Raw genomic sequence first — 14,017 nt, forward strand, 5'->3', positions numbered from 1 at the left:
CCGCTGACGTCCTTAGCAGCCAGGGAAAGCCCCATGCCCAACGCTCACGACACGCTGATCGGCCAGGTACCCGGACACCTCATCGAGGGCGCGCACCTGCAGCTCACCGCTTACGATGGCCGCGTGGCCGAATTCAACATCGCCGCCTGGCTGCATCTACCAGGTCAAGCCAACAGCCTGGTATCCCTGCAGGTCAGCTACCGCGACGCTGGCCAACTGCGTTCGGTGAATCTGGATCACGCCAAAGTGGGCGCCCAGGACAGAATCCTTCTGTCAGGCATAGCGCGCCTACCCGTTTCGCAGCGCATCGAGGACATGCAGATTCGCCTGCGTACGGCGCTGCCGCGAATCGAGGTGAAGGTGGAAGAGCTATTCGTACAAGCCGTCGAGCCAGTGATCGCGCAAACGCAAGGAAATCAGGCGAACGCCTGACTGGCGGGTGCATCAGCGCCTGACTCAAGGGGGCTCGAAAATGCGCCTGGTGGCGTGCCCATTTGCGCGATGTAAACGAGAGACTCGGGCCAGCGGCTGAATGTGAGCCCGGTGATGCGATTCAGGCTTTCCAGCGCGGCCTTGCTATCACGTGAATGGAGCATGACAACCTTCCCTGTAGCGTTACTCATGGCATGCATTCCCCGACTCGGATATCGAAAACCTATTGAGTATGGCACTTAGCCAGAATCATGCCATTGTACTGACGCCAGTTAAACGTCGAAATAACCATGCTTCATCGAGCGTCGCAACAGCATCCTTGCCCAGCCGAGCACTCAACTGGCGCGCAATCTGTCATTTTTTGTCACTCCCATCCCCTTCGAGCCAGTGCGCCAGACTGTCACCGAACAGCAGCGTCTGCTCCTCATGAAGGAGCTGCAAAGCTTGGCGCAATGCGGGATACCAGGGCTCGTCCAGCTCTGCCGGTAACTGATTGAAGTGCGGTAGCGGCCAAGGACTACGCTCCAGCAACTGCTGCAACGAATAATGATCAAGGTCGCGGCTGAGCATCCAGCTGTCTCCCCCGGTACAGGCAACCAGACGCTGACTCTCGAGAAAGCTCAACACCTCCTCCCATTCATGCCCCGGCAATAACCAGCCCTGCCGCTGCACATCGCGGTGACGCACCTTCAGCCCCGTTCGCTGCCGCGACTGGAAAACCCGCAGAATTCCCAACAGCACCAGCACGCGGGGCATCGCCTGCTTGCGCCAATGGCGGGACACGCCCAAATTGCACACCAGCTCGGCGCCGACCAGCACGATCAGCCAGGACATGTAGATCCACAACAGAAACAGCGGCACCGTGGCGAACGCCCCGTAGATCAATTGGTAACCTGGAAACAGGCGCACGTAGATACCGAAAAGCGCCTTGGCAAGCTCCAGCAGTATTGCGGTGAAGAGCCCACCCCAGAACGCATGTCGCAGCGGCACACGGGCGTTGGGTACAGCGGCGTAGAGCAGTGTGAAAGCCGCAACGCTGAACAACAACGGGGTGAAACGCAGCAGTGTCTTGGCACCCACTACAGCATCTGGCCCGCTGAGCAGCGAAAGCGAGGCAATATAGGTGCTGACGGCAAACCCGGCGCCGAGCAGCATCGGCCCAAGGCTGAGAATCGCCCAATACAGCAGAAAGGTCGAAATACCCCGACGCGGCTGCCGAACCCGCCAGATGGTGTTGAAGGTGCGCTCGATGGTCACCAGCATCCAGAACGCCGTCACCGCCAATACCGCGACGCCGATCCAGGTCAGTTGACGCGCCTGCGTGGTGAAATCACTCAGGTACTCCTGCAGTGCTTCACCCGCTGACGGCACAAAGTTGTGGAAGATGAATGCCTGGATCTGCTCACCGCTGCCCTGAAAAGCGGGAACCGCGGACAGCATGGCAAAGGTGACCGTCATCATCGGCACCACGGCAAACAGCGTGGTGTAGGTCAGTGCCGCCGCATTGTCGGCACCACGGTTTTCGAAAAACCGATGCCAGAGAAATCGCACGAACTCCCACCCGTCGCGCAAACGTTGCTGCATACCTACCTCTCAGAACCGATCCATATCTCGCGAACTACCGTCATACAGACATCACGTTTCGCAGGGCGGCGTCAGTGCGCTGCGCCTGTGAATCGAAAAGGCCAGGTGCCGTTGAAGCAAAAGCCCCTGGAAGCGAGCTAGGCTCACGCCAAGGCAATGCAGTCGACGCATAACAGACGCTGGGCGCGCACTTAGGTTCGTATCTATTGACGCACCCAGTTCAGCGCAGGGCGCCTACGCGGTTAGAATAGCGTCCACCTGCCGCCAGAAGCGACCACCTCATGACCGATCTGACGCTCTACCACAACCCGCGCTGTTCCAAATCTCGCGGCGCCCTGCAACTGCTCGAAGAGCGCGGCGTGCAGCCAACGGTTTTGCTGTATCTGGAGACGCCGCCGAGCGCCACGCAGTTGCGCGACCTGCTGACCAAGCTAGGCATCCCTGCGCGACAACTGCTGCGTACAGGCGAAGACGAGTACCGCGAGCTGAATCTGGCGGACGAAACGCTCAGCGAAGCGCAACTGATCGAGGCCATGGCCGCTCACCCGCGCCTGATCGAACGCCCGATCCTGATCGCTGGCGACCGCGCAGTGATCGGTCGCCCTCCCGAGAACGTACTGGATCTGCTGCCATGAGCAATGACTACATCCTCGTGCTGTATTACAGCCGCCATGGCGCCACTGCCGAGATGGCCCGCCACATCGCTCGCGGCATCGAGATGCAGGGTCTCGAAGCACGCCTGCGCACCGTACCGGCAGTGTCTGCCGAGTGCGAGGCGGTCAGCGATACGATTCCGGCCGAGGGCGCGCCCTACGCCACTCTCGATGACCTGAAAAACTGCTCAGGCCTGGCCCTGGGTAGCCCAACCCGCTTCGGCAACATGGCCGCGCCGCTGAAGTACTTCCTCGACGGCACCAGCAACATGTGGCTGACCGGCAGCCTGGTCGGCAAGCCCGCTGGCGTATTCACCTCCACCGCCAGCCTGCATGGCGGTCAGGAGAGTACGCTGCTGTCGATGCTGCTGCCGCTGTTGCACCACGGCATGCTGATCACCGGCCTGCCCTACAGTGAGTCGGCACTGGTCGAGACCCGCGGCGGCGGCACGCCCTATGGCGCCAGTCATCACGCAGGTGCCGATGGCAAACGCGCCCTGGACGAGCACGAAATCACCCTGTGCCGCGCCTTGGGCCAACGCCTGGCGAGCATCGCTGCCACACTGGGAAATGACCGTGGGCAGAGCCGCTAAGCCGCTTCCCAGCGTCGACTGGCTGCTGCCACGCCTGCGCTTGTGCCGCTACCTGAGCCTGACCAGTTTTATGGGCCTGGCGGCGCTGCTGCTGATCTGGAACCTGGGCTACGCAGCGGTGCCCAGCTCACTATTGTGGGCGGTGCTGGCCTTCCAGATGCTGCCATTGCTGTTGCTTGCACCGGGCATCATCGGCGGCCATCCGCGGACGCATTCCTGGGCCTGCTTCGTGGTCAACCTGTACTTCATCCAGGGCGTGCTCGCTGCCTTCGACCCGTCCAAGCAACTGTTCGGGTGGCTGGAAATCATCCTCAGCCTGAGCCTGTTCACCAGCGCGCTTTTCTACACCCGCTGGTGCGCGCAGTACCAGCGCATCGGCGCTGCCGGGGAATAGGATCGCCCGCAAGCGGGCTCCTGCATGACCGTGGCCGATGAAGATCCGTAGGAGCCGGCTCGCCGGCGAATGGTCATCACGCTGCGGATTGGGCTGAATGCCTGCGGCAAACGGGCCAGAGCCCCAACGCCGACTACCAGCCCAGGGTTTCTTTCAGGAAGGGAATGGTCAGCTTGCGCTGGGCCTGCAACGAGGCCTGATCGAGACGTTCGAGCAGTTCGAACAAGGCGCTCATGCTGCGCTCGCCACGGGTGAGGATGAAGCGCCCCACGTCGTCGCTCATATGCAGCCCGCGTCGCGAGGCGCGCAATTGCAGCGCGCGCAGCTTGTCTTCATCGGACAGCGACTGCAGCTGGAACACCAGTGCCAAGGTCAGACGTGATTTCAGGTCGGGGAGTTTGATCGGCAACTCACGAGGCGAAGCATTCGCTGCCAGCAGCAAGCGCCGGCCGCTGTCGCGCAGGCGGTTGAACAGATGGAACAGCGCCTCTTCCCAGATGCGTTGACCGGAGGCTGCTTCAAGGTCGTCCAGACAAACCAGCTCGAACTGCTCGAGATTGTCGAGAATCTCCGGACCGTACTGCACCACCTCGGCCAGCGGCAGGTAAACAGCACGCTCACCGAGCTGCTCGAAGCGCAGGCAGGCGGCCTGCAACAGATGGCTGCGACCGACTCCCTCACCGCCCCACAGATAAATAAGGCTCTCCGTCCAGCCAGCATCCGCTTCGCACAGGCGCTCGACATACCCCAGGGCTGCTGCATTGGCGCCCGGGTAGTAATTGGCGAAGGTGGCGTCGTCACGCAGACGCACACCCAAGGGCAACTGAATCGGTTTCATGCTGGGGGGAAGGCTCGTCGGAGCCAGATCGTGGCTCTGGATAAAGGTGGCAAAGTTTATACCCTTGAACGCGCCCTGTCATTGACCTACTTTCCAAGGCAATACAAGGGTTTAGGCAACCAAAGCGGTACCGCGCCAGGTTTCCAGTAAAACGCCGGTACCTGGCAGCGGCAATGCCGAGAACTTCAGACGCCGGGCTTCTCTCCGCTGTAAGCGTCGGATTGCTTGTACAGATCGTGTACATGGCGCAGCAGCACCATGATCACCGCCGCCACCGGTAAAGCCAGCAGAATGCCGGTGAAGCCGAACAACTGGCCGCCTGCCATGATGGCGAAAATCACCGCCACCGGATGCAGGCCGATGCGATCACCGACCAGCAGCGGCGTCAGCAGCATGCCCTCGAGCATCTGCCCCACGACGAATACACCGGCAATGGCGAGCAACGGGTAGGGATCGCCGCCGAACTGGAACAGACCGGCAATCAGCGCCGAACCGATCCCGACCACCACACCGAGGTAAGGCACGATGCTCGCCAAGCCGGCCAGCAGACCGATCAAAAGACCCAACTCCAGCCCGATGGCCATCAGGCCGACCGAATACATCACCCCCAGCGCGAGCATCACCAACAACTGCCCACGCAGGAAGGCGCCGAGCACCTCATGGCACTCAGCAAACAGCTTCACCACAACGCCTTCATTGTCGCGCGGCACCAGGCTGCGCAGCTTGGCGACCAGCAGATCCCAATCACGCATCAGGTAGAAGCTGACCACCGGAATCAACAGCAGGTTGGCGGCCCATGCCATCAGCGCCAAGCTCGAAGCCGTCACCTGGGAAAGAATCAGGCCGGCGATATCGGTGGTCTGCCCCAGATGGCCGGAGATCGCCGCCTTGAGTTGATCGAAACGCCAGAAGCCCTCGTTGAGCCCCAGCTTGACCTGAACCCACGGCAACGCCTGGTTCTGCGCCCAGTCGAGCATCTGCGGGAGCAGTTCGTAGAGGCGCGACAGCTGCTTGCCGAGCATCGGGATGAGCACCAGCATCGCCAGCGCTATCAGCAACGTGAACAGCGTGAACACCACGATCACGCCCCAGGTGCGCGACAGCTTCAGACGCTCGAGACGATCCACCAGCGGATCGCCGAGGTAGGCGATCAGGATGCCAATCAGAAAGGGCGAAAGGATCGGATGCAGTACGTACAGGAAGCCACCCAGCACCAGCAATGCAGCTATCCATAGCCAGCGAGACGAAAGGGGCATGCTCAATCCTCAAAGGGGAAGTGACGGGTCATGGCGCACTCGACTGCACCCGGGGCAAGCGACAGCAGCCCGGAGCAATCGACAGTGAAACGGTTCGGTTTATATTGCTGGCAGTCTACCAGCGAAAGCGCAGGACATCGTCACGTGGCACGATGGCGGGCGCGGGAGGTGTTGCCTGAGGTTCGACAGGCACCTGGCCCGCATCCACAGGCTCTGGCGCCTCGGCTTCGGCGGATGCCTCAGCAGCCAGCTCGGCGGCGGACACCTCATGCAACTGCAGCAACGCCAGCTGGGTGCGCAGTTGCTCGACGCTTGCGCTGACCTTGTAGGTCAGGTGATCGCCCTGCACCGACTGCAACTGCGCACCGAAGGGTTCGAGCACGCGCTGCAGCTCGGCGTAACGCGACAGATCGGCACCGATGATTTCTACAGTCTGAGTAGTGCTTGCACCCGGCGCAACGACAAAGCGCGGTGCCAGGCGCTCGCTCACCGCCAGCAGCACGGCATCGGCAAGAGCGGCCTGATCGGCACCTTCGGCCTTGCCCTGCTCGCGCTCTTCGCCCAGCCACAGCTGCCAACTGGCCTGCCACTTGCCATCGGCCTCGCTGGCACGAACCGCCAGCAACGCATCGGCACCGTAGCGCTCCGAAGCCGAGCGCAGAGGAGCAGGATCTTTGGCGCCGAGGTTTTCGTCGGTAGCCAGCAATTGCTCGCTGAGATCCGCCAGCGGCAGGCGCAACGGCAAACCGCGGTGTTGCGCAGCCAGTCGCAGAGGTTCGGCACTGGCCTGACCATCGCCGACCATGTTCGAACCATTAGCCGTATCGTTCAGCCACCAGGCCAGGATGGCCGGGCGATTGACGCCCCACAGCGGCAGCCCTGCCTGGCGCAGCGAGCGATCCGTGGAGACGGCATCGAAATCGACCACCAGATGATCACCTTCGTAACCATACTGACTGACAATCTGCTGAGGATCCTTGCGCAGCTCCGCCAGCGCATTGCCCTTGGCCGCCTCCGGCTTGCCGGTCAGGCGCAGCACCAGCGTCTCCACGGCGCGCTGCAAGGCAGCATCACGCTCCTCGGGTTGCTGGCTGGCCACCGGCTCCTTCACCTGATAGAGGTCACTGACCGTAGCCGCCAGGGTCGGCAGGCTGAAGAGCGACAGGCAGAGAAGCAGCGGGCGGAAGGTCGGGCGCATGAAATTGGGACTCTCGACGGAAAGAAGGCGGCGCACGGCAGAAGCCGAGGCGTTATACCTTAGGGGCTGTTGCCATCGCATCGCAAGCCGCGTTGCCACGTGAGGCGCTGGTGCCGTGTCCGTTTGTGACCTGCACCCAGAGCGTGGGTTTCATTTTCAACCCTCGCAGGACACATCGATCAGCCTCCGCCCGGCGCTGTGGCTGGCCGCTGCCGGGCAAGCCTGATAAAATCGCGCGCCTTCGCAGAACGGCCCCGAGGGGCCGGTGCTATTCCGACTTTTCCCCTTCCAAAGGCCTGGATCTATGAGCAAGCAACCCTCCATCAGCTACAAGGACGCAGGTGTAGATATCGACGCGGGTGAAGCCCTGGTCGAACGCATCAAAGGCGTGGCCAAGCGCACCGCCCGTCCTGAAGTCATGGGTGGCCTGGGTGGCTTCGGCGCCCTGTGCGAGATCCCGGCCGGCTACAAGCAACCCGTACTGGTTTCCGGCACCGACGGCGTGGGCACCAAGCTGCGCCTGGCCCTGAACCTGAACAAGCACGACAGCATCGGCCAGGACCTGGTCGCCATGTGCGTGAACGACCTGGTGGTCTGTGGTGCCGAGCCACTGTTCTTCCTCGACTACTACGCCACCGGCAAGCTCAACGTCGACGTAGCGGCCACCGTGGTCACCGGTATCGGCGCTGGCTGCGAACTAGCTGGCTGCTCGCTGGTGGGTGGCGAAACCGCTGAGATGCCAGGCATGTACGAAGGCGAAGACTACGACCTGGCCGGTTTCTGCGTCGGCGTCGTGGAAAAAGCCGAAATCATCGACGGCTCCAAAGTCGCCACCGGCGACGCACTGATCGCGCTGCCCTCCTCCGGCCCGCACTCCAACGGCTACTCGCTGATCCGCAAGATCCTCGAAGTATCCGGCACCGATATCGAGAAGACCGAGCTCGACGGCAAGCCGCTGGCCGACCTGCTGATGGCGCCGACGCGCATCTACGTCAAACCGCTGCTCAAGCTGATCAAGGACACCGGCGCAGTCAAGGCCATGGCCCACATCACCGGCGGCGGCCTGCTCGACAACATCCCGCGCGTACTGCCAGACAACGCCCAAGCCGTGGTCGATGTAGCCAGTTGGCAGCGCCCGGTGGTGTTCGACTTCCTTCAGGAAAAAGGCAACGTCGACGAGCACGAAATGCACCGCGTGCTGAACTGTGGCGTGGGCATGGTCATCTGCGTAGCCCAGGAGCAGGTCGAAGTCGCCCTGCAGACCCTGCGCGCCGCTGGTGAGCAGCCCTGGGTCATCGGTCAGATCGCCGCTGCCGCCGAAGGCGCAGAGCGCGTCGTGCTGAACAACCTGAAAAGCCACTGATGCCGCGACCCTGCAACGTGGTGGTGCTGCTGTCCGGCACCGGTAGCAATCTTCAGGCGCTGATCGACGGCATCGACCAGGGCGAAAACCCGGCGCGCGTCGCCGCGGTGATCGCCAATCGCAGTGATGCCTTCGGCCTGCAGCGAGCGCGGGACGCGGGCATCGCCACCCGCGTTCTCGAGCATGGCGAATACGACGGGCGCGATGCCTTCGATCAGGCGCTGATGCAGGCCATCGATGACTTCGCACCACAACTGGTGGTGCTGGCGGGCTTCATGCGCATCCTCACCCCCGGGTTCGTGCGCCACTACCACGGGCGCCTGCTGAACATTCACCCATCGCTGCTGCCTCGTCACAAAGGCTTGCACACCCATCGACGCGCTCTGGAGGCTGGAGACGCCGAGCATGGCTGCAGCGTGCACTTCGTGACGGAGGAACTCGATGGTGGCCCTCTGGTCGTACAAGCAGTAATCCCGGTACAGTCGCAAGACACTGCCGCCAGCCTGGCGCAGCGGGTTCACGTGCAAGAGCACCAGATCTATCCGCTCGCCGTACGCTGGTTCGCCGAAGGCCGTCTGCGCCTCGGCGAGTCGGGCCCGCTGCTCGACGGCAATGCATTGCCGGACACCGGCTACCTCATCAACAGCAAGGAGACTCCATGCGCCGCGCCCTAATGTTAGCCCTGGCGTTGTTCAGCCTGCCTGCCCTCGCCGAAGAGCCCAAGCCCTTCTCCGCCAGCTATACCGCCGACTGGAAACAGGTACCGGTCAGCGGTTCGGCCGAACGCAGCCTGCAGAAACTAGACGATGGACGCTGGCAGCTGGTCTTCAAGGCCTCCATGCTGGTCGCCGGCCTGACCGAGCAGAGCACCTTCACGGTCGAGGACGATGCCTTCCTGCCGCAGAGCTACAAGTTCGAACGCAGCGGTCTGGGCAAGAGCAAGGATGTCGAGTTCGATTTCGACTGGTCGCAAAAACAGGTGATCGGCAGCGATCGTGGCGACCCAGTGCGTTTTCCGCTCAATCGCGGCATGCAGGACAAGTCCACCTACCAGCTCGTCCTGCAGCATGACGTTGCCGCTGGCGAGAAGAGCATGAGCTATCAGGTGGTCGACGGTGACGAAATCGAAACCTACGACTTCCGTGTGCTTGGCGAAGAAGTGGTGCGTACCAGCGCCGGCCTGATCGATGCGATCAAGGTCGAACGCGTGCGTGACCCGACGCAGAGCAGCCGCAAGACCATCCTCTGGTTCGCCAAGGACTGGGACTACCTGCTGGTACGTCTGCATCAGGTGGAGAAGGACGGCAAGGAATACCAGATCATGCTCAAGTCGGGCACGGTCGACGGCAAAACGGTCGAAGGTCGTCGCGACTGACCTCAAGCCGCAGCAAAGAAAAACCGGGCATGTCCCGGTTTTTTTGTGCCTGCAATACGCGGACAGACTGTGCTGTTGCAGCGCCACGGCAAATCCGCAAACGAAGCGCTTGCGGAACTTGTAACTAATTACTACAGTCGTAATCGTGTCGTTGCTTAGCAGCCTAAGCGCGACCGTAAAGGCTTTGCGCCGCATCTATCCGGCAAAACTGGAGAAAGAATAATGAGCGTAGTAGTAGTGACCGAGCGTGACGAACACCACATGTCTCATGAAGCCCAGGCCGAAGGCAAACGCATCTGGGACGTCCACCAGAACGACCAGTTGGTCGGCATATTCCCCTCTGAAGAAGAGGCAGTCGCCTACCAGGCGGAACTGAAGTCATCCGAAGTCGCCCACTCGCACTGATCGGAATCGCAACAAAAAGCCCGCAGATCGCGGGCTTTTCAATTTTTCACTGTCAGGCACTCACCACATCAGGTCGTCAGGCACCTGATACGCGGCGTACGGATCATCCTCGTCTGGCGCTTCGGTTGGCGTGTTGAGCAATAGGATGCGCTGCGGGTCGCGCTCCTGGATCTTCAGCGCCGCCTCACGGGGAATCACTTCATAGCCACCGCCATGACGGACGATAGCCAGGGAGCCACGGCTCAGCTTGTCGCGCATCAGCGTATTGACCGACAGGCGCTTGACCTTCTTGTCGTCGACGAAGTTGTAGTAATCCTCGGTGGTCAGCTTGGGCAACCGGGAAATCTCGATCAACTGCTTGATCTGCGCAGCACGGGCTTTCTGCTCAGCCTTTTCCTGCTGCTGACGGTTGAGCTCTTGGTCACGGGCAGCCTTCTCGACCTTGGCCTGCTGGGCGGCCAGTTGACCGGACTTGTCCTCCTCGGCCTGCCCCTTCTTCACCATTCGTTGCTGCTTGTGCTGTTGCTTGCTGGCTTGCTTGACCTGCTTCTCGTTGACCAACCCGGCCTTGAGCAACTGGTCACGTAATGAAATCGCCATAACCTTCCTATCCGCAGACAATTTAATGAGATGGGACACGCCCATCGGATTTCTATCAAGGTGGCTGTGCCGCCCTGAGTCAGCAGCCTCGCAGCTTCTCGTTTTTCTTGGCCTCGCCCCACAGGGCATCGAGCTCATCCAGCGTGCAATTCTCGATGGGGCGCCCTGCTTCGCGCAATGCCTGCTCGATAAAACGGAAGCGCCGCTCGAATTTTCCGTTGGCTGCCCGCAGCGCCGATTCCGGATCGACCTTCAGGTGTCGCGCCAGATTGGTGGCACTGAACAGCAGATCACCGATTTCCTCGGCGATGGCTTCGGGATCATTTTCACTGATCGCCTCAAGCACTTCATCCAGCTCTTCGCGCACCTTGTCGAGCACCGGCAGCGCATCGGGCCAATCGAAGCCGACGCGGGCGGCACGGCCTTGCAGCTTCTTGGCTCGGCTCAGGGCTGGCAATACATTAGGCACGTCATCGAGCAATGACAGTTGCTGGGGTGCCGCTGAACGCTCGGCACGCTCTTCGGCCTTGATGGTCTCCCAGCGCTGCTTGACCTCGGCCTCGCTAAGCCGCGGCTGATCCACAGGGCCGTACAGGTCGCCATCGGGAAACACATGGGGATGACGACGAACCAGCTTGCGGGTGATGCCATCGACCACGTCGGCGAACTCGAAGCGCCCTTCTTCCCTGGCCAGCTGGCTGTAGTAAACCACCTGAAACAACAGGTCGCCGAGCTCGCCGGGCAGTTCGGCAAAGGCTTCACGCTCGATGGCGTCCGCTACTTCATAGGCTTCTTCGAGGGTGTGCGGCACGATGCTGGCGTAGGACTGGCGCAGATCCCAGGGGCAACCGTGCTGCGGGTCGCGCAGGCGGGCCATCAGGTTGAGCAGGTCAGTAAGTTGGTACATGGAACCTTCCAGTCGGTGCAGAGGGTGAGGCGCAGATGCGCATCACCCTGTCTAGCGGCTCAAGGCGCTCGGTGGCGACGCGCCTCGATAATGTTGGGTAACTGAGACAGACGGCCGAGCAGACGACCCAGCGCATCCAGCCCGGGAATTTCAACAGTCAGCGACATCGACGCGGTGTTGTCTTCCTTGTTGGAGCGGGTGTTGACCGCCAGCACGTTGAGCTTCTCGTTCAGCAGCATCTGGGTCACGTCACGCAGCAGACCGGAACGGTCGTAGGCGCGAATGATGATGTCCACCGGGTAGGTCTGTACCGGCACCGGCCCCCAGCTGACCTGGATGATCCGCTCCGGCTCACGCCCACCAAGCTGCAAGACAGCGGCACAATCCTGACGGTGGATGCTGACACCGCGACCCAGCGTGATGTAGCCAACGATGGGGTCGCCCGGCAGCGGCTGGCAGCAACCAGCCATCTGCGTCATCAGGTTGCCGACACCCTGGATCTGGATATCACCGCGCTTGCCCGGTTTGAAGCCCTGGGCCTTGCGTGGAATCAGCTCGAGCTGCTCATGGCCACGCTCCGGCTCGACCAGTTGCTGCGCCAGGTTGACCAACTGAGCCAGGCGCAAGTCGCCAGCACCCAGGGAGGCGAACATGTCTTCGGCGGTGCGCAGATTGGCTTTCTCGGCGAGCTTCTCGAAGTCCACCGTCGGCAATGCAACCCGCGCCAGCTCGCGCTCGAGCATCGTTTTGCCGGCCGCGACGTTCTGGTCGCGGTCTTGCAACTTGAACCAGTGAACGATCTTCGCCCGCGCTCGCGAGGTGGTGATGTACCCCAGGTTGGAGTTCAGCCAGTCACGACTCGGCGTGCCCTGCTTACTGGTGATGATCTCTACCTGCTCGCCGGTCTGCAGGCTGTAGGTAAGCGGCACGATACGGCCATTGATCTTGGCCCCGCGGCAGTTGTGGCCAATCTCGGTATGCACCCGGTAGGCGAAGTCCAACGGCGTAGAGCCCTTGGGCAGGTCGATGGCATGGCCGTCGGGAGTGAATACGTACACCCGATCCGGCTCGATATCGACACGCAACTGCTCGGCCAAACCGCCGATATCACCCAGTTCCTCATGCCATTCGAGCACCTGACGCAGCCAGGAAATCTTCTCCTCGTAATGACTGGAACCGGACTTGACGTCGGTGCCCTTGTAACGCCAATGGGCGCAGACGCCGAGTTCGGCCTCTTCGTGCATGTTGGAGGTACGGATCTGCACTTCCAGTACCTTGCCCTCGGGGCCAAGCACCGCAGTATGCAGGGAGCGGTAGCCGTTCTCCTTGGGGTTGGCGATGTAGTCGTCGAACTCCTTGGGAATATGCCGCCATAGGGTGTGCACGATCCCCAGCGCGGTGTAGCAGTCACGTACGGCTGGCACCAGCACGCGTACTGCGCGCACGTCATAGATCTGGCTGAACTGCAGGCCTTTGCGCTGCATCTTGCGCCAGATCGAATAGATATGTTTCGCCCGGCCGCTGATGTCGGCCTGGATGCCAGTGGCTTCCAATTCCTCGCGCAGTTGCTCCATCACTTCGTTGATGTAGTGCTCACGATCCAGCCGACGCTCGTGCAAAAGGTTGGCGATCTGCTTGTACTGCTCGGGCTCGAGGTAGCGGAAGGACAGATCCTCCAGCTCCCACTTGATATGGCCGATACCCAGGCGGTGGGCAAGCGGTGCATAGATATCGAAGACTTCACGGGCGACGCGCTGGCGGCGGTCTTCGTCGGTGTCCTTCACCGCGCGAATCGCGCAGGTTCGCTCGGCCAGTTTGATCAGGGCGACACGCACGTCATCGACCATCGCCACCAGCATTTTGCGCAGGTTGTCGACCTGGGCCTGAGACCCCAGCACCAGAGACTCGCCGCGTGGATTGAGGCTGGCGCTGATGGCGGCCATACGCAGCACGCCTTCGATCAGCTTGCCGACGACCAGACCAAAACGCTGACGAACATCAGCCAGGGGAATCTTGCCTTCGCGTACGCCGCGATAAATGACGCCTGCGACCAGGGAATCCTGATCGAGCTTGAGGTCGGCGAGGATCTCAGCGATCTCCAGCCCGGCACTGAAACTGGAGGCACCTTCAGTCCACAGGTTCTGCGCCGCATTGGCCTGCTGCTCAGCTGCTCGAGCGAACTCGCAGGCGTCACGCAGGGCATCGCGATCAAGTGCCGGATCGACACTTGTGACGTGCTCCAGCCAAGCCTCGAGATTGATACTGCCATCATCGTTGGTGGGCTGGTGCGCTCTAACCTGAACCATCTTACTTACCTTCCCTACCGCGGGGCGTACCCCGCTAAATGTCGCCAGGCTTCTGCGAGCCGGTCGGTTTGACCACATCGGCGCAATCCCTTTACGCCATTGCACTTATTATC

The 14,017-nt window shown here is 61.6% G+C and carries 15 protein-coding genes; 8 read left to right on the forward strand and 7 right to left on the reverse strand.

The genetic code is table 11. The annotated features are described in order from the left end of the window. The first annotated feature begins 33 nt into the window (after positions 1-33). The gene (locus ACZ3GY_RS13725; protein WP_465910525.1) at positions 34-432 is read left to right on the forward strand and encodes a hypothetical protein; all 399 of its coding nucleotides are present in this window, start codon (positions 34-36) and stop codon (positions 430-432) included. A gap of 354 nt (positions 433-786) precedes the next feature. On the opposite strand, the gene ACZ3GY_RS13730 is transcribed toward ACZ3GY_RS13725, so the two are convergent. Further along, on the reverse strand, positions 787-2,016 hold the full coding sequence (locus tag ACZ3GY_RS13730; protein WP_465910527.1) for a YihY family inner membrane protein: 1,230 nt from the start codon (positions 2,014-2,016) through the stop codon (positions 787-789). A gap of 281 nt (positions 2,017-2,297) precedes the next feature. On the opposite strand from ACZ3GY_RS13730, the gene arsC reads away from it, so the two are divergent. From arsC to ACZ3GY_RS13745, 3 genes are read left to right on the forward strand one after another with little or no spacing between them, the layout of a single operon-like run. Beyond that, complete coding sequence (gene arsC / locus ACZ3GY_RS13735) at positions 2,298-2,651, forward strand: arsenate reductase (glutaredoxin) (RefSeq protein ID WP_465910529.1); 354 nt, start codon at positions 2,298-2,300, stop codon at positions 2,649-2,651. Next, on the forward strand, positions 2,648-3,262 hold the full coding sequence (wrbA, locus tag ACZ3GY_RS13740; RefSeq protein WP_465910530.1) for an NAD(P)H:quinone oxidoreductase: 615 nt from the start codon (positions 2,648-2,650) through the stop codon (positions 3,260-3,262). Before arsC ends, wrbA begins: the two co-directional genes overlap by 4 nt. Continuing rightward, positions 3,246-3,656, forward strand: coding sequence for a DUF2069 domain-containing protein (locus ACZ3GY_RS13745; protein ID WP_465910532.1), 411 nt, complete (start codon positions 3,246-3,248; stop codon positions 3,654-3,656). Before wrbA ends, ACZ3GY_RS13745 begins: the two co-directional genes overlap by 17 nt. Before the next feature lie 133 nt (positions 3,657-3,789). On the opposite strand, the gene hda is transcribed toward ACZ3GY_RS13745, so the two are convergent. From hda to ACZ3GY_RS13760, 3 genes are all read right to left on the reverse strand, one after another. Next, a complete protein-coding gene (gene hda / locus ACZ3GY_RS13750) occupies positions 3,790-4,494 on the reverse strand; it encodes a DnaA regulatory inactivator Hda (protein WP_179538730.1) in 705 nt (234 codons plus the stop codon). A gap of 185 nt (positions 4,495-4,679) precedes the next feature. Further along, positions 4,680-5,750 (reverse strand): AI-2E family transporter, encoded by a 1,071-nt coding sequence (locus ACZ3GY_RS13755; RefSeq protein ID WP_465910533.1) that lies wholly within the window; start codon positions 5,748-5,750, stop codon positions 4,680-4,682. A 115-nt stretch (positions 5,751-5,865) separates the two neighbouring features. Continuing rightward, positions 5,866-6,948 (reverse strand): DUF2066 domain-containing protein, encoded by a 1,083-nt coding sequence (locus tag ACZ3GY_RS13760; protein WP_465910534.1) that lies wholly within the window; start codon positions 6,946-6,948, stop codon positions 5,866-5,868. Between the two features lie 304 nt (positions 6,949-7,252). Between ACZ3GY_RS13760 and purM the strand changes: the two genes are divergently transcribed. The 4 genes from purM to ACZ3GY_RS13780 all read left to right on the forward strand — a co-directional run bounded on the left by purM (position 7,253) and on the right by ACZ3GY_RS13780 (position 10,091). Further along, complete coding sequence (purM, locus tag ACZ3GY_RS13765; protein WP_465910535.1) at positions 7,253-8,311, forward strand: phosphoribosylformylglycinamidine cyclo-ligase; 1,059 nt, start codon at positions 7,253-7,255, stop codon at positions 8,309-8,311. After that, a complete protein-coding gene (gene purN, locus ACZ3GY_RS13770) occupies positions 8,311-8,985 on the forward strand; it encodes a phosphoribosylglycinamide formyltransferase (protein ID WP_465910537.1) in 675 nt (224 codons plus the stop codon). Before purM ends, purN begins: the two co-directional genes overlap by 1 nt. Next, a complete protein-coding gene (locus tag ACZ3GY_RS13775; protein WP_465910540.1) occupies positions 8,970-9,686 on the forward strand; it encodes a DUF3108 domain-containing protein in 717 nt (238 codons plus the stop codon). The genes purN and ACZ3GY_RS13775 overlap by 16 nt, the downstream gene beginning before the upstream one ends. Before the next feature lie 222 nt (positions 9,687-9,908). Continuing rightward, complete coding sequence (locus ACZ3GY_RS13780) at positions 9,909-10,091, forward strand: hypothetical protein (protein WP_463565675.1); 183 nt, start codon at positions 9,909-9,911, stop codon at positions 10,089-10,091. Between the two features lie 60 nt (positions 10,092-10,151). Here the strand turns inward: ACZ3GY_RS13780 and ACZ3GY_RS13785 are convergent, their stop codons facing one another. The 3 genes from ACZ3GY_RS13785 to relA all read right to left on the reverse strand — a co-directional run bounded on the left by ACZ3GY_RS13785 (position 10,152) and on the right by relA (position 13,904). Further along, on the reverse strand, positions 10,152-10,691 hold the full coding sequence (locus ACZ3GY_RS13785; RefSeq protein ID WP_463565676.1) for a DUF2058 domain-containing protein: 540 nt from the start codon (positions 10,689-10,691) through the stop codon (positions 10,152-10,154). 79 nt (positions 10,692-10,770) lie between these two features. Then, the gene (gene mazG, locus ACZ3GY_RS13790) at positions 10,771-11,598 is read right to left on the reverse strand and encodes a nucleoside triphosphate pyrophosphohydrolase (RefSeq protein ID WP_465910542.1); all 828 of its coding nucleotides are present in this window, start codon (positions 11,596-11,598) and stop codon (positions 10,771-10,773) included. 59 nt (positions 11,599-11,657) lie between these two features. Continuing rightward, entirely contained in the window at positions 11,658-13,904 is a 2,247-nt protein-coding gene (relA, locus tag ACZ3GY_RS13795; protein WP_463565678.1) for a GTP diphosphokinase, read from the reverse strand. Between the last annotated feature and the right edge of the window lie 113 nt (positions 13,905-14,017).

Source organism: Pseudomonas sp. PME37.24/006 (assembly GCF_055556635.1).